Source organism: Bradyrhizobium sp. CIR18, assembly GCF_014198295.1.
In the GTDB taxonomy this organism is placed as follows: domain Bacteria; phylum Pseudomonadota; class Alphaproteobacteria; order Rhizobiales; family Xanthobacteraceae; genus Bradyrhizobium.
This window is the reverse complement of the sequence record NZ_JACIHF010000022.1, coordinates 68,117-89,147: the sequence shown is the minus strand read 5'-3', so window position 1 is coordinate 89,147 and position 21,031 is coordinate 68,117. Positions and strand designations below refer to the sequence as shown.

Sequence of the window (21,031 nt, the reverse complement as noted above, 5' to 3'; positions counted from 1 at the left end):
TGATTGCATAGGCTGCTCCTCCGAATCGTGGGAGCCTCAAACGGCGCCCCATCCTTGGCACTCTCGTGCCCGTGGAGGAGCCGTCCACAGCATCAAAGGCGGAATCGGCTTCTCAAGGCGCAGGTTCTCCAAATATCCTGCCAATGACTTCGTTGCCACGATACTCGAAACACCGGCCATGGCTGAGCACGATGTGCTCCGGTTGCCAAAAGTGGATCTCTGCGAATGCTGCTTTAGCCCTTCGCCGCTGTAACAATAGCGGCAGTCGCATACCAAAAAATATTTGCCCGCGGGGATGGTACATGCCGCTGAGCTTTGTCACCATTCGCCACGGCTCCGGCATCTTATCCAACTCGATGTTGATGATCGTGTCCGTGAGAACCAGCGTCTTCGATTTCTTGTGAAAGAAAATGAACTCTTTGAAGTAGCCACCGGGAAATAGCGTCTGGTTGATGTCTTGCTGCCATTCTTCTGGCGGATTGAAGCCGAGGTCTCGCGCAAACGTGACATCTACATGCCGAGCGCGCGCTCTTTGGCGCACTCGCGGTGAAGCCCATGGGATCGCATGGGGAAAGGCTTTCGACCACTCCCCGATATGAGCGTAGTGAAACTGGTTGGGTGACACCAGATGTCGGATTGTCCCCATCCGCTGCAGCTCGCTCGCTAGCGCCTGATCAAATTTGATCGGCGAGTGCAGGAACAGATCACCATTCGAAAGGCGCACGACCGTCATCCGTGTAGTGAAAGGCATGGGCAACCTGACGCCGCCCACGGTCAAGTACTCGACTGGCCCATCGACTATCCCGATGTCGGGCCCCATGGGCTTAAATACGTTGATTGGTTCGTAGAGGGAGGCTCCCAAAGCTCACCTTCTGGATAGCTTCCTGCACGGAGTATCTGATCGCGGAATGTCTGCAACGGGTCAGAAGCGACCCTCAGCGGGTATCGCCGTAAAGGTCCGCTACGGGCCACAAGACGACATTCACTGGCCTTCAGCACTGCAGAGTGAAGTCCGTATTCAGTCAGAACCGGATCCTACGCGCGTCTTGCTTGGCAAGGCAGGGCCAGCACGGAAGTATGAAGCAGACAATCAGCAGTAGGTCTTTGCGAGGTCTTTCAGCAGCCTGTCTCGATGTTCGATATGGAGAGATTGAGAAGCCTCGAAGTTAGCCAAGAGCCGCTTGGCTTCGAGGATTCATGGCCCTTCCGCTTAAACTTGGCGATGATTTCGATCTGGCGAGCGATATGCGCTTCTCCAAGAGAAATATGTCGCTCCGTCATGGCAATATTCTCTTCGATCTGCGCACGCTCCATCATGAAAAACCTCCAAGGCGCTGGGTGCAGTTTACTACATCCAGTTCAGCCCGGGGGGATTTCTAGTGGTTCGACGCTATCCGCTTTGATCCGGGTCCGTCGGGATGGCTCAGTTCCTCAGCGGCTTGGCAGCACGCTCCTCCGCTGACAGAGCCGCTTGCTCGCGGGCGGCGCGTTCAAGGCGTCGGAGTTCTCGTTTCATGGAGAGAGATTACCCGGCCGAACCGCCGCCGCATTAAAGTGTGCTAAAGTGTACGCATTGTTCGTTCCCTCAGGGACAGCTAACACCCTCGTTGACTTATAACGGGCAAAATCAGCCTGAACCTGCGTCCTGACGTGACGATAGGCATCTCGTTCTCCGGCTAAGGGCCACAAGCCGACATGCGTGTCTCGGGCACTAAGCTATTAGGGGTAGCCTTGAACGGCCCCTATCCCGCCGATAGCCGATATCACAATTGGCTCAGCCTTGTTGGCTAAGCAGGAGACGACATTGGGGATGATGTGAAAGAGGTCGCCGACGCGGACGCCTCTTGTTCGATTAATGAGGCGAAACCATTGCGGCCACGCTGAACGCCACCACGCAGGCCGCGGCAAGTGACCAGAGCGCTATTGCCATCTCTCTAGGCATAGAGATTCAACACCCCTTGATATTCCAAGTTCCTTTAGGGGCGGGGCGGAAGCGTTTGCCGTGGAGGCACTGCGTTTCTGGCTGGCACCGGCGTCCTCGCTACACCAGCAGGACGCGACGGCTCCTCGATTCTGTTTCCACGCACCATCCAAGCAGCAAGGCGCAGCAGGCTACGACGCCACGCGATAAAAGAGGGTTCGGCAAGATCATCGTCCATCCTACAACTATTAGCTGCGGCAGGGTTTACGATCAGTTGCAATTGAGAAAAAAGTTGTTGTGATGCTTCGAGCGGATGCTGTCCTTGCGTGCTTCGTCGCAAATTTAAGTTCCCCTTGAGCCGGGAAAAAGTGGTAAGTTCCTCGGGCTGGGGACGCGCCTTCATGGCAACCTATCGCGCATACCTTTTGGACGACACCGGCGATGTAGTTAGCCGGATTGATCTGGAATGCGCCGACGATGAGGCAGCTAAAGAGCGCGCGCTGTGCTTGCCGCATGAGAACGGCGCCGAACTGTGGCTGCTGGATCGGCTCATCGCTGTCTTCGGGCCAACCGTCCAGGCTGAGCATCCCGTGGACGTCGCCGACAAGCTGGAAAGGCTTTTGACCGACGCCGAGGATTGCACGCTGCTCAGCAAACTTGCCGGTGATCCCGCCAAGCGCGAACGCTTCGCTCGGCTTGCCAAACGGTTTCGGCAGATGGCCCGAAAGTTGGACACCGCGATCAAGGCCAATTCCGATCCGGACGATTCCATAGCTCCGGGCTAGAGTGCCAAACAGGGCCGGTCCTTTAGATTGGCGCCCGATCTCGCTTCTTTGAGATCTCCCCGATCTGTGGAGGCCGCTTTGCCGGGTATGGACGAAAGAGAAACGCAATGATGGATGATCAACATGGCTTTGCGGGCGACCTGGCGAAGCTGCGCCAGAGCATTGACAATCTGGATGCCGCGATGGTGCATCTGCTGGCGGAGCGATTTCGCTGTACGCATGCGATCGGAGAGCTCAAGGCTAGGCATGGATTGGCATCTCGAGATCCCAAACGTGAAGTAGCGCAGGTGAGACGGTTGCGCAGCCTTGCCTCACTGAGCGGCCTTGATCCAGATTTTGCCCAGAAGCTGCATGCCTTGGTGGTGCGGGAAGTCGTTGTCAATCATGAGGCGGCGAAGCTCGAACCAGGCGCCGGTTAGGGGCGAATGCCGTCGACCGCTTGAGCGCAACGGGGCTTCATAGCCTCCATCCCTGGGAGCCACATTTGTCAATCCCGGTGAGATGAATCACCTCCGACTCGAACTCCAAAGTTGGTTTTTGAGGATGTGGCAGCGTGTCCTTCCCCTGCTACCAGGTACGACCAACTACTACTCAGGGCTTCGGACCCTCGCGCTTGTTGCTCAGTGTCGAGTAGCGCTTGCGCACGCGTGCGACTTCGGTTGGATCGGGCGTCGGGACCGGAAATCTGCCGTCCGCCTCTCCTGCGCGGGCGTAGTGCCGGGTCGCGGTCTCATCAGTCGCGTGTCCCAACAGGGCCGCGACCCTCGCAAGCCCGAGTTCCTTTTCTTCCGCCGTCTGAGTGGAAACCACGTAGACCTTTTTCCACCGCGCGGTGGCGGCGTGCCGCGCCGACGAGAGGGTGGGGCGGCGCTTTCGCGTCGGGAAGAGCACCTTCGTGACCCGCCGCATCAGCGATTCGAGGGTCGTGGTGAGGGTCTCATACGATCCATTGCTCGCTGCTTCCCGGGCCGAGAAGATCCAGGCCTTCGTCTGCGCCACAAGTTCCTCGGGCAGCCATTCCCATCTCAATACGCGCGTTTCGCCGTGCGCCCGTCCATTTCCCTGCTTACCGTTCACCAAAACCAACTGCCATGCGAAGTCGGGATCGCTGGATGGCCCGAATTTCGCGGTCGGCCACTCGGCGAGCCGCGCGCCGGTGAGTGATCCGACCGTCAGACAATCAACCAGGGTGCCTGCATTGGGGCTCGTGGTTGCCAGGGCGGCGTGGCAGATGCGATCCAAATCGCCATCCAGGCGCTTCTGCTTCTGCGCCGAGGTGCGGGGTGCGCCGCCGTCGGGCCTGTCGACCGATTCAACGTCCTTGAGCAGCGCGATCGCAGCGCGCATTTCCGGCCCCAAGTCGGGCTGATTCAACGCGATCTCGTTCATCATGAAGCTGAGGGCGGCGCGGTTCTGCCGGAAGCTCGACGGGGCCAACTCCGGGCGGCGCGCGATCAGGCTTTGGGCGAGTTCGGTCGTCGACAGGGGCCGTCCTGCCGTCTTGCTGGCCGCTACAGCGGCCTGCTTTGCACGCTTGCGGTACGCAACTTCAGTTTCCAGTTTCCGGGTGGTCATCGCAAATACCTCAAAGCCAGGGCGGGGAAAGGATCTTGCGCCGCGTCGTGAACGAATCGATCTCACGCACGAACGCTTCGACGGCCGTCTTCGCCTTGAACAGATAGTCGGGGCTGAACGGGCTGTAGACGAGCGTGGTCTCGATCGAATCGGGGGGGCGGACGTGACCGAGAAACAGCGAGATTTCGAGCGGCTCGACGCCCTTCATGAGCAAGTAGCGACCGAGAGCATGCCGAATGGAGTACGTGTTTTCGCCGCCGGGCAGCTTTGCGCGACGGCAGGCCGCCTCAAAGCCCGTGTCGATCTCTCCGACCTGCTCGCCGCGCCAATTGACGATGAAGCCGGGCGGCAGCTCACGTGTCCAGGGCTCTAAAGTGGCTGTGATCGGGAGCGTGGGGCGCCACTTGTCCGTCTGCACGCGGTCATGTGCGTTGAGATGGATCAGGCCGTGAACCCGGTTGATTTGCGCAGCCGTTGCATCGAGGATGGCACCGATCCGGCTCGCTGTGTTGACGAGGTACACGACTGCGATCAGCAGATGGAGAAAGTCGAGGGCATCGATAACTGCAGCGATCTCACGCGTCGTCATCACGCGCCCCTTTGGCGGCGCGCTGCGGGCGTGGTTCTTCGTGTAGAAGTAGGGCACCGCGGGCACGTGATGGCGCGGCAGTCGCCGCTCATTGGCCGCTAGGTTACAAGCGCTACGCAGCACGGTGAGCGTGCGGTGGATCGCAGAAAGCGAGATACCTTCGTCCAAGGCCGCATCGCGGAAGCGATCGAAGTCCGACTTAACCATGCTCTGCAGCGCCTGACCGCCCATCAAGCGCGTCATCCGGTCGATAGCGATTCCGCCGAACTCGGCAGAAGCCTGTCCTTCAGCTGTCGGTCGGTAGAATTCGAGGACCTCGCCAACCGTGCGCAAGGGCCTCTGAACCAGTGCCTCTGCCGGATCGCCCTTCACGCCACGATCGACCAAGCTCCGCACCTGAACGCAGGCGTCCTCGAGGTTCGTCGTCCGCAGCGAGCGGTAAATCATGCTCCCCTTTCCGGGGAGATAGACGGACACGTAGAAGTTCGGCGTGCCCTTGTCCTGGCACACGCCGTACTCGCCGATTTTCGTGAGAGTGATGTAGGCCATTAGCGGGGCTGCGCTTCGATCTCGGCTTCGCCGCAGGCGTTTCCGTTGGCGATCGGCCGCTCGGCGGCCTTAGCCGTGGAGGCCGCGTCGGTCTCGCCCCGCGCGAAGGCCCGCACCGATCGCGCAGAAAAGTAGAGGACCCGGAAGCCGCCGATCGCGCGCAGCCGTCCTTCTTTTGCGGCTTTGCGCACCGCGCCCGCGCTGATTTTCAGGGCCTCCGCCACGTCTGCGGTCGAGAGCAGCGTATAGTCGCTGCAGGTGTCGAGATCGATCATCAGTACTCTACTCCATTTACCATATCACTGGCTTGATTAGTTGCCTCATCAACTAACGTCCTGCGATCCAACGTCTTGCGTGCCCCGGCCACGATCAATAGCCCGGCTGATCATGACCCGGGAAAAACCTGCAAAAAGCCCGGAGGCCGAGCAGCCGTTCGAGTTCGGCCCGGAGCCGGATCCGGTGGGCGGTCCCGGAAGGCAGGAGGCGCAGCACGTAAGCTGGCGGCATCCGGCGGTGGCAGCGGTAGTAGCCGAGCACGAAGGCGGCCGCCTGGACGGCAAGGAGCCGCCGCAGGCGCACCAAGTAGGCCACGCGCTCCTGGAGCCTACGCGGTGACGGGCGCACGGGTCGCTTCCAGCACCTTGCGCAACTCGCCGCCAACCCGCTGCCACCAGAGCGCAATCTCAGTGGCGCAGGCCGTGGCCAAGAAGATGTGGACACCCAGGCGCGCAGCGAGCTCATCGAAGTTCATGAGCAGCGCCTGCGTCGGGTCGAGGCCTGCGTCGGCGCACACCTGCAGGGCCCGACCGGCGGCCAGCGGGATGCGCAAGACCGGGATCTCCCCGGCCGTGGCCAGCAAGCGGTCGAAATGGCCGCGCTGCTCGCTGCCGACCGGCCAGTCGAATGGGCCCGCACGGCCAGAGAGACCCAGGGCGCGGGGCAAGTTGGGGGCGACCTTCTCAAGGCTGTGGAGGTGCTTCTCAGCCTGAGCCATGTGCTCGGAGGAGTTGGTCGTCATGACGATCGACAGCGCCTTCAACTGCAAGGCGGCAAGCGTGGCGTCGAAGTTGGTGGCCGCCAAGACCTCCAAGCGATGGCTCGCCGTGCCGCCCGCCCAATCGACGACGACGCCGGCGCCGCTTTTGCGGGCGTGAATGACCGACTCAAAGAGCGGAGAAAGCACGCCAACCAGGCCTCCGTTGCGGATTCCGGCGGATGCAAACTCCTCCAGATTGATGAAGACGATATCGCCCGTCTCGCTGGCGCTGCCGCGGCGGCGGCTGCTCTCGATCTGGACCCGGATGACCTTCCGTCCGAACTCGCCATAGAGGTGCGCGAGGCGGTTGGCCAAAACCGTCTTGCCAATCGACGTGCCATCCGCCGTTATCTCAACGAGGTCGGGAAAATTGGTCGCTTTAGCTGCCTTCATCGTTTTCGCTCCTTATCTGGTCTAGAAGTGCCGCAGTGCGGCGCGCGTGTGCCGGCAGGACGAAACCTGCCGGTCCGTTCGGTTCAGTCCGAACAGAGCTGAGGCCGGGCACGGGAGCCGGCGCGTGTTGAACGGAAGGGCGTCGGGGCAGCCCGCCAAGCGAGCGGGTTTCCTCTCCGCTCTGCAGGGCATTGCAGGCCGGTGCAGGGCTCAGCAGGGGCATGCAGGGGCCTGCCGGGATGGCGGTGATGCGGCCGGTGCGTTCGCGCGAACGGCTCAGGGCGCTGGAGACAGTCCCTTCGGGGAGGGCGGTGCCATCCTTCCGCGTGACCCCGGCGGCTGCGAGCAACTCACCGATATCGGCCGCGGTTGCGCCGCTGGCAGCCAGCTGCTCGAGAAGCTGCAGGTTTTGGTCGAAAACGGCCTGGAAACGGATGCGGCCGAACAGGTTCCTGGCGCGCCGCCCAAGGGTGATGAGCTCGTCACGGAGCTCCCGCGGCAGGCGGTTGAACAGCGCTTTCCGGTGCGCCGCAGATGCCTCGCTGCTCATGCGGGCACCTTCGGAGAAGCGCAGCCGTTTCCACGAAACTTCCAGGAACGGCCGAAAACCTGCGGAAACGAGGCTTCACCGGACGTAACGAGCTGGAGCGAATGTGAACCAAAATCAAGGGGATACGCCGGCGTGGCGAACCTTGACATGGTAGGGGTCACAGGTTCGATCCCTGTCGTGCCCACCATCCTTCGCTCGCGAAGCGAGAGAAGGATGCCGCGCCGAAGCCCGAAGGGCGCAGGCGGGCTGCCGCCGCGAGCTACGGCTCGGCAAGCCACGATCTAATTGCGAAGCGTGTCCGGCGTAGCTCGAAGAGCGGAGACGGACTGACGCGTCTTGCTCGGTTTCGCTGGACAGCCCGTAGCCCGGATGGAGCGAAGCGCAATCCGGGTTGCCCCTGCAGAGGCCCATCCCGGCCATCACTTCAGTTCCGTGTTCGCCACCGGCAGGATGGAGGCGACGTGCCAGCCGGTCGCATCCTGAACGTAGGTCTGGCTGATCAGAAACGTATTTTGTTGCGACGGCTTGCCCGGAAGGCCGCGTGTGAAAACGATTGGAACGAGGATCTGCATCACCTCGTTCGAGATCACCGCAACGTGGAATTTCGACATGTCGGGTTCGAGGTGCCAGGTGCCCTCGTAATAGGCCTTGAAGCGGGTGGCGACCGCATCGCGGCCTCGCGTCTCGATGCCTCTCGCAAACAACAGCGTGCCGGGCGAATTCCAGAGCATCACCTTCACATCGTCCGCGTCATGCGCATTCTGCGCGGCGATGAATTTTTCGAAGATGGCTCGTGCCTCGGCGTCATTTGCGGCAGCTTGCGCCCCTCCTGCTGACCAGAACGTTGCGGCGAGCACCAGCGCTGCGGTCGCTGCCGCAGCACGACGGCATCGCGCAGATGGCCGCGGCCTGATGGAGCCTCGAGACATCTCGGAAGGGGGCATGGTCACCTCTCGTTTTGAATGATAGCCGTAATATCATCGATCGCCTCGCCGACCTTTCAGGATCGCGCGATCCGCGGTCGCCGCTGCATCACGTCTTCGTTGCCCACGCCTTGGTGGATTGCCGCAGGGATTTAGCCTGCCCCGCGCGGTCGGGGGCTTGCCCCCTGGAACAGGCCGGTGCTGCCGCGCATTGATCCGCCATGTCCAAGACCCGCGGAAAAAGGTTTGCCGTCGGCGACCACGTCAGCTGGAATTCCGAGGCCGGCCGGGTGCGCGGCCATATCCTGCGCGTGCACACCGCCGACGTCGATTACAAGGGCTACGTCCATCACGCTACGCCCGACGATCCGCAGTACGAGATCAGGAGCGACAAGACCGATCACGTCGCCCTGCACAAGGGCCGCGCATTGCGGTCGTTGAAAAGCTGACGGCCGGCGAGCCGAGCGGTCGAGGTGTCACCATGGCTCATCCGTTCTTCACCATCGGCCACGCCACACGTTCGATCGAGGAGTTCGTCGAGTTGTTGCAGCACAGCGCGGTCACCTTCGTGGCTGACGTTCGGACCGTGCCCCGCTCCCGTACCAACCCGCAGTACAATCGCGAGACCCTGCCGCAATCGCTCGCGGCTGCTTCGATCGGCTACGAGCACATTGCCTCGCTCGGCGGCCTGCGCAGCCGCAAGCGCGAGGTGCCGCGCGAGACCAATGCCTTCTGGCAGAACGTCAGCTTTCACAATTACGCCGACCACGCGATGGGCGCGGCCTTTCACGAAGGGCTCGCACATCTGCGCGCCGTCGGGCAGGTGGAGCGCTGCGCCATCATGTGCGCGGAGACATTGTGGTGGCGATGTCACCGTCGGATCATCACCGACTACCTGCTCGCCGCCGGCGAGACGGTGTTCCACATTCTCGGTCCCGGGCAGGTCAAACCGGCCGAAATGAACCCGGTGGCGCGGGGCGTGGCTGACGGCCGCCTGGCCTACCCGGCCGAGAGTTAGCCAATCCTCGCCGCGGAGATTATGCTTGCGCTCCATCCTGGCTGCGATGTGGCCTTCCGACGCGAGCGCGACCATGAGCATATCCGTCATCGAGCAAGCAAAAATCCAGGCCCAGGTGCTGGTGCCGCTGGTCAAGGCGCTCCAGGCCGAGCTCGGCGAGGCGCGCGCCAACGCGCTGGTGCGCAAGGCGCTCGGCGATCTCTATCGCGGCTTCGGCGAGGAATTCTGGAAGGCCAAGAACGGGGGCGAGAGCGAAGCCGATCTTGGCAAGGCCGTATCGTCTGCCTTCAAGACCTACTCCCGCGATGACGCGCTCGCCTATGACGTCATCGAGCAGTCGCATGATGCCTTTGCCTTCGACGTCAAGCGCTGCGCCTATGCCGAATTCTATAAAGCGCTCGGCGAACCGGAGCTCGGCTTCCTCCTGATCTGCACGGCCGATTTTGCGACCGCGGAAGGCTTTGGTCCCGACATCAAGCTCACGCGGACGCAGACGATCATGCAAGGCGCGTCCCATTGCGATTTCCGCTATCGGCGCGATGGCGGCGAGGGCCGGTGAGGGAGCGCCTCCTCTCAGGTCCCGCCGTCTTTTGCTCCCAGCAGCACATCCTTCAACCCGGTCGGATAAAGGCTCGGTCCGCCGTCCACGTCGAGCTCGGCAAGGTTGAACCAGCGCGCGACGATCGGCTCTCCATTGTCCTCGAGGAAGTCGATGCGGTCCTCACCGGCGAAGGCGCCGTCAGGAAACTCCACCTCGCAGATGAACATCACCTCGTGCCCGGTCGATCCCTCGTGCACAAAAATGTTCTCCAGCACCAACGGCTCGCTTGCGATGGTGACGTCGATGCCGAGCTCCTCGTTGAGCTCGCGCATCAGCGCAGCGCGCCAGCTCTCGCCGAACTCGATCTCGCCGCCGAGCGGGCGTACGCCCTTGATCCGCCCGGCATCGTCGCGAATTTCGGCCGCCAGCAGGCGCCCGTCCCGCCAGTGCAGGCCGATCGCGACGACGCGGATGTGGGGATGAGGGCGCCAAATGGTCATGACGGATCGTTATCGCGCGCGCCGCCTCCGTGCAATGCGCGAAGGTCAGGTCTTCACGCCAGGCCTGATCACCTTCGCAGGCTTGATCCATGATTCGCAGCCTGTCATTGTCCGGTCATCCGCCACGGCGGGCTGGTGCGATCGAGCTATCGCGCGCGGCGAAATGCGTCGCTCCGCTGGATGTGAAGAGAAGGCAGGCTATTGAGATGAGCAGCGTGAATAAGCCCGGCGGCAACTACTTGCCGGTGATCATCCATGGCGGGCTCGCCTATGTCAGTGGCCAGCTGCCGCGTCGCGGCGAAGACCTGCTGTATGTGGGCAAGGTCGGAGCAGGCGTCGATATCGCGGCCGCACAGGAAGCTGCTGCCCTTTGCGCTGATCTCTGCATTTCCGCCATCAATCACGCCACAGGCGGAGAGGACCGGATCGTCCAGGTCCTGCAGCTCGTTGGATACGTCGCTTCAGCGCCTGGATTTACCCAGCAGTCGCAAGTCATGAACGGTGCCTCCGACCGGCTGATCGAACGCCTCGGCGAGCGCGGTCGTCATACGCGGACGTCCGTCGGCGTCGCCGAGTTGCCGCGAGGGGCGCCGGTCGAGCTGAACATGATTGCCGCTGTTCGGTCATAGCGGGCAGCGTTATCTGACGAGATATTTGGCAACCGCCGCCTCGTCCCACGCGATCCCGTTGCCGGGCTCCTCGTTCGGCAGCGCAAAGCCGTCCTTGATCTTGAGCCGCGTCGACAGCACAGCGTCGGCCCAGTCGACATATTCCAGCCAGTGCGCCGTCGGCGTCACGCAGAGCAGATGCGCGCTGACTTCCGAGAATAGATGCGAGGACATCTCGATGCCGGCGGCATGCGCGAGTGCGGCCGCGCGCAGCCAGCCGGTCACGCCACCGATGCGCTGCACATCGGGCATCACGTAGTCGCAGGCCTCAGCCGAGAGCGCTGCCTGCATCGAGAAGGCGCTGTCAAAATTCTCGCCGATCTGGACCGGCGTATGCAGTGCGTCAGCGATGCGGGCGCAGCCGGCATAATCGTCGTGGCGGATCGGCTCCTCGATCCAGCTCAAGCCCTCGTCGTCGAGCATCTCGCCGCGTTGGATGGCCTCGGTCACCGTCAGTGCCTGGTTGTAGTCGCACATCAGCGTCACCTCGTCGCCGACGGCCTTTCTCACCGCGCGGACGACGGCGAGATCCTCCCGCGCATCAGGCCGGCCGACGCGGATCTTGGCGGCCTGAAACCCCTCGGCCAGCAGCTTGTGCGCCTCCTCGACCGCGGCGCCCGCCGGCATGATGCCGAGCCCCTTCGAATTGTACGCCCTGACCGGCTTCGGCGCGCCGCCGAGCAGCCGTGCCAGCGGCAGGCCTCTGCTGCGGGCAAGCGCATCCCACGCCGCCATGTCGATGCCGGATTGCGCCAGCCGCTGCAGGCCGGCGAGGCCAAGCAGGGTGAAGCGCTGGGTCAGCTTGCGCTCGATCTCGAACGGCAGCAGCTCGTCGCCGGCAAGCAGGTCTGACATTTCCGTGACCATCGCCGTCAGCGGCTTCAATGCCGACGGTGTGATCGAGAACAGATAGGCGTGCCCGCGGGCGCCCTGGTCGGTCTCGCAGTCGATCAGCACCAGCGGGGCTTTGGCGACAGCGCCGGTCGAGGTCTGCAGCGGCAGGTTCATCGGCACGATCACGGGCCGCGCATGGAAGCGCTTGATGCGAATGGTCTCGGTCATGAGTCTCTCCAGGCGGGGGCGGAACGATCAGGCTACTTTTGCTGCAAGGCCATGCGAACGCCAAGACCCAGGTAGATCGCCCCGATGACGCGGCCCTGCCAGCGGCCGATGCTGCGATGACGGGTGAGCCAGCCAGCGACTTGCCCGGCAACAAGAGCGATCAACGCGGTGTAGATCGCGCTCATGATGACGAAGATGAGGCCAAGAATTGCAAGCTGGGCAACGACGGAGCCCTTCTCGGAATGTACGAACTGTGGGAGAAAGGCCAGGAAGAAGAGCGCCGTCTTCGGGTTGAGCAGTTCGGCCAGCACCGCCTGCCGGAAGGCGAGCGACGCGTCGACCAAACGCGACTGCGCCAACTTGATATCCTCGCCTCTTTCCATAAGCGCGCGGATGCCGAGATATATGAGGTAGGCAGCGCCGGCGTACTTCACCAGGCTGAAGGCGAGGGCCGAGGTCATCAGCACCGCCGACAATCCGAGCGTAGCCATCGCGGTGTGAAGCAGGTCTCCAGTAGCGATGCCAAGACCGGTGGCAATTCCGACGCGATGCCCGCCCACAGACGCGCGCCCGAGCACCAAGAGCACCGCGGGACCCGGAATGAGAAAGAGGCCGAGAACCACCGCGATATAGGTCAGCAACGTGTCGAACTGGATCATGGTGAGTTCCGGTCTGATTGTCAGGAGCTAGAACCAGCCAGACCCGGTCTCTCAATGCAAGCCCTCGATGCGGCATAGGCTCCTGGTTCTCAGAGCTGTCTCCATCAGCCGCGAGGTGATTCCCTATTCGGTCGACGCGCTGAGCGATGCGGCGGCCGAGCGAAGCGGTGTCATCACCGAGCGCGCGCCGGGCCTGGAGCTCTATCTCGATCCCGCGGTGGTGAAATCCGGCGATGCGGCGCGCGCTGCTGGAAAACGCACTGGCTTCGCTCAAGCCCGCGTGAGGGCTGCTGTTCTGAGAGAGCTTCCGTGGGGCATGCTCTCTTACCCTCCAGGGGAGGGTAAGCGTGCGCTTCCCGCAACGAGAGAGGAAGGAGGCCCACCAAAAGGTCTACGTGGGCCTCACCTCGCCGCCCCCTCCGTGAACGCCGTCTCGATCACCTCACCAAAAGGCTGCCACGACCGCCCGTCGAACTGCACCAGCCGCATCTGCTTGATCGGCAGATAGTTGTTCGGCGAGGTATTCATCCTGATGTTGGGCAGCGCGACGGAAGGGTTGTAACCCCTCAGCGAAGCCGCCTGACGCATGATGTTCTCGCGTGACAGGTCGTCGCCGCATTGCTTCAGCACCTGCGTCAACGCCTCGGCCGCGGCGTAGCCGAAGACCGCGGCGCTGTTGTTGGTGCTTTCGACCTGATGGTATTTGTCCATGAAGGCGAACCATTCCTTCATGGCAGGATCGTCTTTCCAGGCGGGGTCGCTGGGGTCCTTCAGGAAGGCCGCCGAGATCACGCCGGCCGAATTCTCCAGGCCTGCGGGCGCCATCGCATTGGCGATCGAGGCGGAAGTATCGTTGACGATGAAGACCGGACGCCAGTTGAGCGAAGCCGCGAGCCTGATCACCTTGGATGCCGTCGACGGCACGCCGAGAAAGACGAAGATATCGGCACCCGCGCGCTTGAGGATCGAGACGTGCCCGTCGAGGTGCTCGTCACCGATGTCAAAGGCGATGTCGACGAGGATATGGCGGTTCAGATCGCCAAGTCCGTCCTGGATTCCCTTGTAGAGCATGCGTCCGAACTGGTCGTTCTGCCAGAGCACGACGATCTTCTTCCTGGGATAATAGGCCTGAATGTAGTTGGCGTAGATGCGCCCCTCCGACCGGATCGACGGCTGCCAGCCCATGGTCCAGGGGAAAGCCCTGGCCTGGCTCAGCTCCTCGTCGCCGGAGGCGACGAAAAGCTGCGGCACCTTCTTCTCGTTCAGATACCAGCGCGTGGCGAGATTGCCGGGCGTGCCGAACGACCCGAACATCAGGTGCACGTCGTCCTTCTCGACCAGATTGCGCGTCAGCTCCAGCGCGGTCGACGGATCGGAATTGTCGTCGCGCGTGATGAAGCGGATCTTGCGGCCATTGATGCCGCCGCGCGCGTTGACCATGTCGAAATAGGCGGCCTCCGCCTGACCGATCGCGCCGAATTCAGAGAGCGCTCCCGAATACGGCATGACATTGCCGATGCGGATTTCCTTGTCGCTTGTGGGTTGGTCCGCGCGTTGCTCGGACATCGCGCCAAGCGACGCGAGTGCGGCGATCAAAACGAACAGCAGTCTGCCGGTGACGCGCATGCTCGACACCTTGTCGTTGGCCCCCAACGAGGTCGGCTCAGTCCGCACCAAGGCGAGTTGATCTAGATCAGGCGTTTGGCAATCGTGTGGCTTGGCAGCCCGCTTCAATATAGCGCAGGCCCGTACGGAAATGGCAGGCGTACTGACACGCCGCTACGGCAGCCCCCGTGCCTCGAGCTGATGCACCAGCAGCAGGGTCGGCTCGGCGAGGCTGTCGCCGGAGCCATCCAGTCCGAAGGCGGAGGCAATGCCGTCGCGGCTGCGCAGCAGCGCGCTGCGCGGACAATGGCCGGCGCCGCAGAGCGTCTTCTTCAGGGTCTCACCCTGCGTCACGAGGCCAGGGGAATCGTCCGCGGCCCAGGCCAGCACGATCGGCACATCGACATTGAGGATGCCGGGGAATACCGAGCGCGCGTTGTACTGGCTGGCGTCGCCGCCGAGATAGGCCTTCTCGCTGTCGCTGGCGTCCTTGCCGGCACGATAGATGCCGGATACCAGCACGACGGCCGCGACATCGGCACGGTCGGCCTGGAGCTCGGGATGCGCCAGCAGGGTTGCGACATGGAACGCACCGGCGCCGTATCCGACCGCGACGATCTCGCGGGCGTCGCCGTTGAACAGGTCGATATTGCCGTGGACCCAGGACAGCGCCGCCGCCACGTCGGTCGCTCCCATCGGCCAGGTCGCTGCGGGGGCCAGGCGATAATTGACGCGCACCCCGATCATGTCATTGCGGGCGGCAAAGCACATGGCCTGGTCCTGGATCTGGCGCGACAGCTCGGGGGCGGCGCGGTCACCGGTGAAACTGTCGCCGGTCACGAACAGCAGCACCGGCCGCGGCGTATCCGCCTTGGTCGTGTTGGCGGCGACGTCGAGCACGTTGGCCTCGTTTTCGCCGTAGCGCAGGCCCCGCGAGAAGGTGACCTGCTCGCACAGCCGCGCGGTGCCGCCGGCGGTGGTGTCGGAATCGGTCAGGCCTATCTGGATGAGGTCGGAGGGCGGCGTCAGCCGCGCCGGCAACGGGCCGTGCGCAGAAGCTGTCGTAATGGTCAGAAACAGGAAAAAAGCGAGATAATTCTTCATTTGGTGCCGGCCTTTGCGCCCCCCATATTGGTTCGCCGGTTTGGCCTGTCTTTTCAATTCGCCTTATTCGTCCGCCTTGAGGCGATTTCACGGCACCTTTGGTTCGTCCGCCGCTTCAAGGCTTGGCGGCGTTTCAGGCGGCGCTCTTGCGCTTGGCAGCCTTCTTCGTCGTCTTCTTGGCGGACTTCTTCTTTGCAGCCTTCCGGGCGGCGAGATAGGCCTCGACCTTCCTGGAGGAATGGCCGGCCGCGGCGACGGCAGCCTTCAGCTTGGCCGGGGTGATCTTGAATCTCTTCGACCAGTAACGGACCTCATAGGCTTCGCTCAGCGCGATCCGGCTCTTGTCGGAGGCGCGGTGCTTCTGAAGCTTGATATATGCCTCGACCTTCTTGGCGGAACGGCCGACCTTCTTGACGGCGTATTTCAGCTTGGCCGGGGTCACCTTGAACTTCTTCGACCAGTAGGCCACTTCATATTTTTCCGTGAGCGCAATCAGTGCCCGATCGGCCCTGCCGCGCTTTGCCTTGTTGTCGGCCATGCTTCCCTCCTGCCGCGGAATGCGTGCTGCCAATCTAGCATGCAACCGGATTCGGAAGGCAAGACGCAAGCCGTGCGGTGATTGCGCAAGGCGGCGGTTTTGCACCGATGTGTCAAACCCTTGTGCGGCGTGGCCACGCCTCGGGCAGAACGGGCGTTCTACTTTGCATGGGGTTGTTTCGCATTTTTTGTTTGGCCGGCCGCGTTAGGCCCGCTTCATCGTCCGGAACGTGATGGAGTAACGCCGCGCCTCGACCGGCGGGATACTGTGCTCCCATTGCGAGCGCGCCTCGCCCTCCATCATGTACAGCGAGCGCGGCTGGGCCTCGAGCGTGTGGCGCTGCCATTTGTCGCCGCTGCGGCGGCGGAAGCGGAATTTGCAGGCAGAGCCGAGCGACAGGCCGAGGATCTTGTCGAAGTGAGGCTTGTCGCGGTGCCAGCCGATGCCGACGCCGGCCTCATACTCGGTGCAGAGCACCTGCCGGACGCTGGCCTCCGGCAGCCCGGCCCAGGCCTCGGCCTGACGCGCGATGGGCAATAGCCAGTCCGGGATCGGCTCCGCCTCGGCGAGCCGCTGCAGCGTGTAGTCATAGCGATAGCCGAACGACGCCACCCGGCGGTTGCCCTCGAACGCCCCGAACTGAAAACGCTCGAGCGGCAATGTTGCGATGCGGCCGATCAAGCCTTGCTCGACGGCAATTTCGATAAAATTGTCCGCGTAGCGAAGACCAGTAGGGCCTTCGTCAGGGACGGCGAACAAGCCAAGCTGCGTCATGCCTCGCATTTCCGTGATGGAACCTAATGGCGGCTGGTGCGACTTACATATGACGCGGGAAGAAACGTGCGAGGCTGTCATGGCACACAAGCATACCGCCGATCCGGCAGAGATCATGCGGGCGACCGGTCATCCTGAGCTGGAATATGCCGCCGGCTGGACCATCGCGGGTCTCGTCACCATCGGCACCATCGTCGCGGCGTGGGTGTTCGCGATCTAGGGCATGATCCGGAAAAGTGTGAAGCGGTTTTCCAAACAGACCATGCCCAAATAAAAGCTGAGGGGCGATGACCTCATCGCGCCTCAGGCGACAGGGAATTGTAGCTCGAAGGCCGCGCCCTCGTCGGTCGGCTTCAGCCTGATCGAGCCACCATGGCTCGCCATCACCGCGCGCGCGATCGCAAGCCCCATCCCGGTGCCGCCCTGGTCGCGGCGGGTGGTGAAGAAGGCATCAAAAATCCTGTCGCGGTTCGGTGCCGAGATCGGCTCGCCGTCATTGCTCACCGTCAGACGCAGGGTCGTGCGCTCGTCCACAGCATGCAGCCTGATCGTCCCGGCCTTGTGCCGCATCGCGTTGTCGGCGAGATGCGACAGCACGATCAGCGCCTTTTCGCCGGACATGCCGATCGCCCGGTCGAGGCTGCCGCTGGCCTCGATTGAGCTGGCCGGAAATCTGTTCCTCAGATCGGCGATGACGGGTGCAAGCTCCGTGCGCTCGTTCTGCGGCAGGCTCTCGGCGCGCGCCAGATCGCGCAGCCGCTGCGCCATCGCCTCCAACCGCTGAGTGTCGGACAGGATGTTGGCGATGAACGTCTTCTGCTCGGCCGGCGTCAGTCCGTCAGACCTGCCTTGATAGGAATCCTGCAGCAGCTCGGCCGCGCCCTTGATCGAGGTCAGCGGCGATTTCAGCTCGTGGGTGAGATGGGCCGAGAATGTCGCGATATAGTCCGAGCGCCGCGCCAGCTGCTCGGCCATGCCGAGGAAGCTGTGCGAGAGCTGGGCGAACTCGCGCGTGCCGTAATGCCGGAGCGGCTGAAAGGCCTCGCGGTCGCCGCGGCCGATCCGTGCGGCGCGGTCGATCAGCTCGCGCATCGGCAGGGTGATGGTCCGCGAGAACACGAGGCCGATTGCGATCGTGCCGAGGATGACGGCGAGCCCGGCCAGCACGAACTTGGCGCGCTCCTGATAAAGATGGTCGAAGATGTTGCTCGGCGTCCGCGTGGTGTAGATCACTCCCGCGACGCGGTTGTTGACGATGACGGGCATCGCCGAGAACACGTGCACGCCGAGGCCGCGGCTGAAGGAATAGATCGGCGGCGGCGGCTTGTCCGGCACGCGGTTGCGCAAGGTGGCGCGGTATTGCCCGTGCAGCGCGTCCGCGACCTCCTCGATATGGGCGAGCGATTGGCCGACCTCCTGGCGCCCGGCGATGACGACGCCCTGCGGATCGAGGATGCGGAAGCCCGCCAGCGTCACCTTCTGGGTCTCGCGGATGATCGGCGTCAGCCTTGCGCCGATCTCGACATAGGCCGCCTGCGACGGATGAGACGCGGCTTGCGCATCCGGCCGCCGCCGCAGCAGATCGTTGGCGGTGAGATCGAGCGCGGGGCGGATCGGGGTGACCTGGTCGCCGGGGTCGGGCAGCACGTTCGGCGGCACCTCGGCGCCGAGCGTCAGGCCGCTGTCGAGCCTGGCCGTGACCTCCTGTGCATAGATCGTCGCCAGCACGCGGCTTTGCGCAATCAGCTCGGCCTGGGTCTGGCGGATCAGCTGGTTGTCATAGAGGCGGAAGAAGAACAGGCCGACCAGCGGCAGCACGCCTACGGTGGTCAGCACCGTGAAGATCACGAGCCCCAGCGAGGGCCGCCATTTGTCGGGCGCCGCGCTCATGCCGCTTTCTCGCAGCGGCCGAGCTTGAAGCCGACGCCGTGGATGGTCTCGATCACGTTGTCGCAGGCCAGCGCGGCGAGCTTGGCGCGGATGTTGCGGATGTGGCTGTCGATGGTGCGGTCGGAGACCTGGATGTTGAGCTGATAGGCCGCCCGCATCAGCTGCTCGCGGTTGAACACCGAGGTCGGTCGGGTCAGGAACGCGCGCAGGATGCCGAACTCGATCGCGGTCAGCTTCAGCGGCGTGCCGGCAAAGGTCGCGACATGCTGCTCGGGATCGATCAGCAGGCCGCCTTGCGACAGCGCTGCCGGACCCGCCTTGATCTCGCCATTGCGCGGACTGAGCCGGCGCAGGATCACGTTGACCCGCGCCACCAGCTCGCGCGGGCTGAACGGCTTCGTCACGTAGTCGTCGCCGCCGATCTCGAGACCGAGGATGCGGTCGATCTCCTCGTCGCGCGCCGACAGGAACAGGATCGGCACGTCGGACGTCTTGCGGATCTCGCGGCAGACATCGAGGCCGTCGAACTCGGGCATGCCGATGTCGAGCACGATCAGGTCGGGCCTGTCGGCGGCAAAGCGGCTGAGCGCCTCCTTGCCGTCGCGGGCCTCGATCACGTCCATGCCGGCCTTCTTCAGCGCAACGCGGATGACCTCGCGGATATGGCCTTCGTCGTCGACGATGAGAATGCGATGCGCCAAGAAAGTCTCCGCTCACCCTGCCGGCCGGCTGCCGGTCTGATCTTTCGCCTGCGCGTCCAGCCTGCGCTGCAGTCGCCAGCTCCGAAAGCCCCAGCTCCGCCAGGCCAGATCCTGGCGCTGCTGTTCTACAAGGCGGTCGCGTCGCGACACAAGACAGCTCTCGCTGGCGCCGGGCCGAAGTGCGATGGCCCTGTCGATGGCGGGGAGTGCCTGCGGTCCGAGCGTCAGGAGATAGTCGATGTCGATCTGCACGCCGTTGCCCGATGCTTCCCGGCTGTGGCTGACATTGTAGTCGGCAATGAAGGCATCGAAGTTCACGAGTGAGCAGCCATAGAGCACGATCGCGAGCGCGATCAGATTGACGCCCACGAGCCATTGGTTGGACCGGTTGAGGGCGATGCGGGTCACGATCAGGACCAGTCCGAGCGCGACCAGCCCCATCCAGATGAAGGCCGCGATCCGCCAGTAGGTCAGCATGTAAATGTCGACGTAGAGGTCGAGGCGAAGGATGGAGGAGGCGACGAGAAGCACGTTCTGCCCGACCCAGAGATAGACCAGCGGGCGGATCACTGGCGATTTCTCAGCTGGGCCGCCCGGGCGCATCGCAACAAGCACGAAAGCCGCCGCGAGCAGGGCGGTCACGATCAGCGGATAGGCGCCGCGATGCGCATAGCCCGCATAGGTCAGATTGTCCGGCAGCGCCATATGGCCCCAGAGATAGATGCCGTCGAGAATGGACTGCGCGGCGAACAGCAGGTTGAACAGGATCAGTGAGCGCAGGATGGTGGAGGGGCCAAGAAACTCCGCCGAGACCAGCGGCGGCACAGGTCCGTCCGCGACGGCGGTGGTGACTATGGATTTGCGCCGCCAGCGCACATGGATGAACGGCCAGACCAGAGCCAGCATCAAGGCCCAGAACAGGACGCGCGGGATACTGATATATTGGAGGATGAGTTTCGGATTGAGCAGGGACACCCATTGCTCGATCACCGGATTGGCCGCGGCGAACAGCGCGACGAAGACCGTGCTGAGTGCTGCAGGGAGCAGCCAGCGCGCGATGCCGCGGGTCAGCGCCGACGCGTTGAACCCCTGGGGCGCATCGAGGAAGAACCTGAAGGGGCCGAGCAGGACGAAGTTGCGTAGCGCGCGGATGCGGTCGGCGAGCCCGGTGGTCTCCGGATTGGTCGCCAGCAGCAGGGCGATAAGCAGCGCCGCGCCGAGGATCAGCAACGAGATCGCGTTGAGCTCCTCGACGGCCGGTGCGAGGCCGCCGATGAGAATGGCTGTGGCGATCAGGGCGCGCCGCAGGTTCAGGGCCGCGTGATTGAAGAGCACCGACACGCAAGCCGTGGCGACGGCAAAGAGGGCCAGCGATAGGCCGATCCGGTGGCCATAGAACAGCCAGTCCGCCAGTGCGGCCAGCACCAGCGCGAGGCCGAGCTTGGCCGGAATGGAGGAATGCCTGAGCGGCTGGAGGTCCGCTGCTATCGTCGAAGCCAGGCTCGTCATGTCCAGAAGACCTTTCGTGATTGGTGGCATCACGAAGTCTGAACGGTGCTTGTGCAGAAGCCGGGATCATCGTCTGCACGGTTTCAGGAGTCTTTTGCAGTTTTCGTGCAGGCGCGCCTTTGCCTCTCGCCCAGCGCAAAT

General features: G+C 63.3%; 26 protein-coding genes. 7 read left to right on the top strand and 19 right to left on the bottom strand.

Annotated elements, in window-relative coordinates; translation table 11 throughout:
• Positions 1 to 112: 112 nt before the first annotated feature.
• Complete coding sequence (locus tag GGD65_RS37220) at positions 113 to 733, bottom strand: DUF4336 domain-containing protein (protein WP_246783540.1); 621 nt, start codon at positions 731 to 733, stop codon at positions 113 to 115.
• Between the two features lie 383 nt (positions 734 to 1,116).
• Complete coding sequence (locus GGD65_RS37215) at positions 1,117 to 1,317, bottom strand: hypothetical protein (protein WP_183238412.1); 201 nt, start codon at positions 1,315 to 1,317, stop codon at positions 1,117 to 1,119.
• 1,005 nt (positions 1,318 to 2,322) lie between these two features.
• Here GGD65_RS37215 and GGD65_RS40595 point away from each other — a divergent pair.
• Together GGD65_RS40595 and GGD65_RS37205 are read left to right on the top strand one after the other, a co-directional pair.
• Complete coding sequence (locus GGD65_RS40595; protein ID WP_246783539.1) at positions 2,323 to 2,706, top strand: hypothetical protein; 384 nt, start codon at positions 2,323 to 2,325, stop codon at positions 2,704 to 2,706.
• Between the two features lie 107 nt (positions 2,707 to 2,813).
• A complete protein-coding gene (locus tag GGD65_RS37205; protein ID WP_183238411.1) occupies positions 2,814 to 3,125 on the top strand; it encodes a chorismate mutase in 312 nt (103 codons plus the stop codon).
• Between the two features lie 172 nt (positions 3,126 to 3,297).
• On the opposite strand, the gene GGD65_RS37200 is transcribed toward GGD65_RS37205, so the two are convergent.
• From GGD65_RS37200 to GGD65_RS37170, 7 genes are all read right to left on the bottom strand, one after another.
• On the bottom strand, positions 3,298 to 4,281 hold the full coding sequence (locus GGD65_RS37200; protein ID WP_183238410.1) for a hypothetical protein: 984 nt from the start codon (positions 4,279 to 4,281) through the stop codon (positions 3,298 to 3,300).
• A gap of 10 nt (positions 4,282 to 4,291) precedes the next feature.
• Complete coding sequence (locus GGD65_RS37195; RefSeq protein WP_183238409.1) at positions 4,292 to 5,419, bottom strand: hypothetical protein; 1,128 nt, start codon at positions 5,417 to 5,419, stop codon at positions 4,292 to 4,294.
• Positions 5,419 to 5,694, bottom strand: a complete 276-nt coding sequence (locus tag GGD65_RS37190) for a helix-turn-helix domain-containing protein (RefSeq protein WP_183238408.1) — start codon at positions 5,692 to 5,694, stop codon at positions 5,419 to 5,421. The genes GGD65_RS37195 and GGD65_RS37190 overlap by 1 nt, the downstream gene beginning before the upstream one ends.
• 94 nt (positions 5,695 to 5,788) lie before the next feature.
• Positions 5,789 to 6,010: a hypothetical protein gene (locus tag GGD65_RS37185; RefSeq protein WP_210317509.1), complete on the bottom strand. Its 222-nt coding sequence runs from the start codon at positions 6,008 to 6,010 to the stop codon at positions 5,789 to 5,791.
• Between the two features lie 13 nt (positions 6,011 to 6,023).
• On the bottom strand, positions 6,024 to 6,848 hold the full coding sequence (locus tag GGD65_RS37180; protein WP_183238406.1) for a hypothetical protein: 825 nt from the start codon (positions 6,846 to 6,848) through the stop codon (positions 6,024 to 6,026).
• Positions 6,835 to 7,398, bottom strand: coding sequence for a hypothetical protein (locus GGD65_RS37175; protein WP_183238405.1), 564 nt, complete (start codon positions 7,396 to 7,398; stop codon positions 6,835 to 6,837). The genes GGD65_RS37180 and GGD65_RS37175 overlap by 14 nt, the downstream gene beginning before the upstream one ends.
• Positions 7,399 to 7,817: 419 nt before the next feature.
• The gene (locus GGD65_RS37170) at positions 7,818 to 8,342 is read right to left on the bottom strand and encodes a DUF4440 domain-containing protein (protein WP_179731770.1); all 525 of its coding nucleotides are present in this window, start codon (positions 8,340 to 8,342) and stop codon (positions 7,818 to 7,820) included.
• A 200-nt stretch (positions 8,343 to 8,542) separates the two neighbouring features.
• Here GGD65_RS37170 and GGD65_RS37165 point away from each other — a divergent pair, with 200 nt between their 5' ends.
• The 3 genes from GGD65_RS37165 (at position 8,543) to GGD65_RS37155 (ending at position 9,898) form a co-directional block, all read left to right on the top strand.
• Positions 8,543 to 8,770: a DUF2945 domain-containing protein gene (locus tag GGD65_RS37165; RefSeq protein WP_183238404.1), complete on the top strand. Its 228-nt coding sequence runs from the start codon at positions 8,543 to 8,545 to the stop codon at positions 8,768 to 8,770.
• Between the two features lie 32 nt (positions 8,771 to 8,802).
• A complete protein-coding gene (locus GGD65_RS37160; RefSeq protein WP_183238403.1) occupies positions 8,803 to 9,339 on the top strand; it encodes a DUF488 family protein in 537 nt (178 codons plus the stop codon).
• A 73-nt stretch (positions 9,340 to 9,412) separates the two neighbouring features.
• Positions 9,413 to 9,898: an L-2-amino-thiazoline-4-carboxylic acid hydrolase gene (locus tag GGD65_RS37155; protein ID WP_092255934.1), complete on the top strand. Its 486-nt coding sequence runs from the start codon at positions 9,413 to 9,415 to the stop codon at positions 9,896 to 9,898.
• Between the two features lie 14 nt (positions 9,899 to 9,912).
• Here the strand turns inward: GGD65_RS37155 and GGD65_RS37150 are convergent, their stop codons facing one another.
• Entirely contained in the window at positions 9,913 to 10,380 is a 468-nt protein-coding gene (locus GGD65_RS37150) for an NUDIX hydrolase (protein WP_018316151.1), read from the bottom strand.
• A gap of 89 nt (positions 10,381 to 10,469) precedes the next feature.
• Between GGD65_RS37150 and GGD65_RS37145 the strand changes: the two genes are divergently transcribed.
• Positions 10,470 to 11,009: a RidA family protein gene (locus GGD65_RS37145; protein ID WP_246783538.1), complete on the top strand. Its 540-nt coding sequence runs from the start codon at positions 10,470 to 10,472 to the stop codon at positions 11,007 to 11,009.
• 9 nt (positions 11,010 to 11,018) lie between these two features.
• On the opposite strand, the gene GGD65_RS37140 is transcribed toward GGD65_RS37145, so the two are convergent.
• The 6 genes from GGD65_RS37140 to GGD65_RS37115 form a co-directional block, all read right to left on the bottom strand.
• Positions 11,019 to 12,110, bottom strand: coding sequence for an enolase C-terminal domain-like protein (locus tag GGD65_RS37140; RefSeq protein WP_183238402.1), 1,092 nt, complete (start codon positions 12,108 to 12,110; stop codon positions 11,019 to 11,021).
• Positions 12,111 to 12,142: 32 nt separating this feature from the next.
• A complete protein-coding gene (locus GGD65_RS37135) occupies positions 12,143 to 12,769 on the bottom strand; it encodes a LysE family translocator (RefSeq protein WP_018316147.1) in 627 nt (208 codons plus the stop codon).
• Between the two features lie 402 nt (positions 12,770 to 13,171).
• Positions 13,172 to 14,395: an ABC transporter substrate-binding protein gene (locus GGD65_RS37130; protein WP_183238415.1), complete on the bottom strand. Its 1,224-nt coding sequence runs from the start codon at positions 14,393 to 14,395 to the stop codon at positions 13,172 to 13,174.
• Between the two features lie 153 nt (positions 14,396 to 14,548).
• Positions 14,549 to 15,478, bottom strand: a complete 930-nt coding sequence (locus GGD65_RS37125; RefSeq protein ID WP_183238401.1) for an alpha/beta hydrolase — start codon at positions 15,476 to 15,478, stop codon at positions 14,549 to 14,551.
• A 133-nt stretch (positions 15,479 to 15,611) separates the two neighbouring features.
• Positions 15,612 to 16,016 (bottom strand): DUF3606 domain-containing protein, encoded by a 405-nt coding sequence (locus tag GGD65_RS37120; protein WP_183238400.1) that lies wholly within the window; start codon positions 16,014 to 16,016, stop codon positions 15,612 to 15,614.
• 204 nt (positions 16,017 to 16,220) lie between these two features.
• A complete protein-coding gene (locus GGD65_RS37115; protein ID WP_183238399.1) occupies positions 16,221 to 16,790 on the bottom strand; it encodes an alpha-ketoglutarate-dependent dioxygenase AlkB in 570 nt (189 codons plus the stop codon).
• A 79-nt stretch (positions 16,791 to 16,869) separates the two neighbouring features.
• Between GGD65_RS37115 and GGD65_RS37110 the strand changes: the two genes are divergently transcribed.
• On the top strand, positions 16,870 to 17,010 hold the full coding sequence (locus GGD65_RS37110) for a hypothetical protein (RefSeq protein WP_018321489.1): 141 nt from the start codon (positions 16,870 to 16,872) through the stop codon (positions 17,008 to 17,010).
• Between the two features lie 83 nt (positions 17,011 to 17,093).
• On the opposite strand, the gene GGD65_RS37105 is transcribed toward GGD65_RS37110, so the two are convergent.
• The 3 genes from GGD65_RS37105 to GGD65_RS37095 are packed head-to-tail and all read right to left on the bottom strand — an operon-like array spanning position 17,094 to position 20,890.
• Positions 17,094 to 18,680 (bottom strand): ATP-binding protein, encoded by a 1,587-nt coding sequence (locus GGD65_RS37105; protein ID WP_183238398.1) that lies wholly within the window; start codon positions 18,678 to 18,680, stop codon positions 17,094 to 17,096.
• Entirely contained in the window at positions 18,677 to 19,381 is a 705-nt protein-coding gene (locus GGD65_RS37100; protein WP_018321491.1) for a response regulator, read from the bottom strand. The genes GGD65_RS37105 and GGD65_RS37100 overlap by 4 nt, the downstream gene beginning before the upstream one ends.
• Before the next feature lie 12 nt (positions 19,382 to 19,393).
• The gene (locus GGD65_RS37095) at positions 19,394 to 20,890 is read right to left on the bottom strand and encodes a DUF4173 domain-containing protein (RefSeq protein ID WP_183238397.1); all 1,497 of its coding nucleotides are present in this window, start codon (positions 20,888 to 20,890) and stop codon (positions 19,394 to 19,396) included.
• Positions 20,891 to 21,031 lie beyond the last annotated feature (141 nt).

Bases quoted from the DNA above. Each gene is read 5' to 3' on its own strand.
- GGD65_RS37135 (WP_018316147.1), bottom strand. From the start codon at position 12,769: ATGATCCAGTTCGACACGTTGCTGACCTATATCGCGGTGGTTCTCGGC.
- GGD65_RS37205 (WP_183238411.1), top strand. From the start codon at position 2,814: ATGATGGATGATCAACATGGCTTTGCGGGCGACCTGGCGAAGCTGCGC.
- GGD65_RS37125 (WP_183238401.1), bottom strand. From the start codon at position 15,478: ATGAAGAATTATCTCGCTTTTTTCCTGTTTCTGACCATTACGACAGCT.
- GGD65_RS37200 (WP_183238410.1), bottom strand. From the start codon at position 4,281: ATGACCACCCGGAAACTGGAAACTGAAGTTGCGTACCGCAAGCGTGCA.
- GGD65_RS37165 (WP_183238404.1), top strand. From the start codon at position 8,543: ATGTCCAAGACCCGCGGAAAAAGGTTTGCCGTCGGCGACCACGTCAGC.
- GGD65_RS40595 (WP_246783539.1), top strand. From the start codon at position 2,323: ATGGCAACCTATCGCGCATACCTTTTGGACGACACCGGCGATGTAGTT.
- GGD65_RS37190 (WP_183238408.1), bottom strand. From the start codon at position 5,694: ATGATCGATCTCGACACCTGCAGCGACTATACGCTGCTCTCGACCGCA.
- GGD65_RS37130 (WP_183238415.1), bottom strand. From the start codon at position 14,395: ATGCGCGTCACCGGCAGACTGCTGTTCGTTTTGATCGCCGCACTCGCG.
- GGD65_RS37095 (WP_183238397.1), bottom strand. From the start codon at position 20,890: ATGACGAGCCTGGCTTCGACGATAGCAGCGGACCTCCAGCCGCTCAGG.
- GGD65_RS37160 (WP_183238403.1), top strand. From the start codon at position 8,803: ATGGCTCATCCGTTCTTCACCATCGGCCACGCCACACGTTCGATCGAG.
- GGD65_RS37155 (WP_092255934.1), top strand. From the start codon at position 9,413: ATGAGCATATCCGTCATCGAGCAAGCAAAAATCCAGGCCCAGGTGCTG.
- GGD65_RS37140 (WP_183238402.1), bottom strand. From the start codon at position 12,110: ATGACCGAGACCATTCGCATCAAGCGCTTCCATGCGCGGCCCGTGATC.
- GGD65_RS37215 (WP_183238412.1), bottom strand. From the start codon at position 1,317: ATGATGGAGCGTGCGCAGATCGAAGAGAATATTGCCATGACGGAGCGA.
- GGD65_RS37180 (WP_183238406.1), bottom strand. From the start codon at position 6,848: ATGAAGGCAGCTAAAGCGACCAATTTTCCCGACCTCGTTGAGATAACG.
- GGD65_RS37195 (WP_183238409.1), bottom strand. From the start codon at position 5,419: ATGGCCTACATCACTCTCACGAAAATCGGCGAGTACGGCGTGTGCCAG.
- GGD65_RS37220 (WP_246783540.1), bottom strand. From the start codon at position 733: ATGACGGTCGTGCGCCTTTCGAATGGTGATCTGTTCCTGCACTCGCCG.
- GGD65_RS37120 (WP_183238400.1), bottom strand. From the start codon at position 16,016: ATGGCCGACAACAAGGCAAAGCGCGGCAGGGCCGATCGGGCACTGATT.
- GGD65_RS37105 (WP_183238398.1), bottom strand. From the start codon at position 18,680: ATGAGCGCGGCGCCCGACAAATGGCGGCCCTCGCTGGGGCTCGTGATC.
- GGD65_RS37110 (WP_018321489.1), top strand. From the start codon at position 16,870: ATGGCACACAAGCATACCGCCGATCCGGCAGAGATCATGCGGGCGACC.
- GGD65_RS37145 (WP_246783538.1), top strand. From the start codon at position 10,470: ATGATTCGCAGCCTGTCATTGTCCGGTCATCCGCCACGGCGGGCTGGT.
- GGD65_RS37175 (WP_183238405.1), bottom strand. From the start codon at position 7,398: ATGAGCAGCGAGGCATCTGCGGCGCACCGGAAAGCGCTGTTCAACCGC.
- GGD65_RS37150 (WP_018316151.1), bottom strand. From the start codon at position 10,380: ATGACCATTTGGCGCCCTCATCCCCACATCCGCGTCGTCGCGATCGGC.
- GGD65_RS37115 (WP_183238399.1), bottom strand. From the start codon at position 16,790: ATGACGCAGCTTGGCTTGTTCGCCGTCCCTGACGAAGGCCCTACTGGT.
- GGD65_RS37170 (WP_179731770.1), bottom strand. From the start codon at position 8,342: ATGCCCCCTTCCGAGATGTCTCGAGGCTCCATCAGGCCGCGGCCATCT.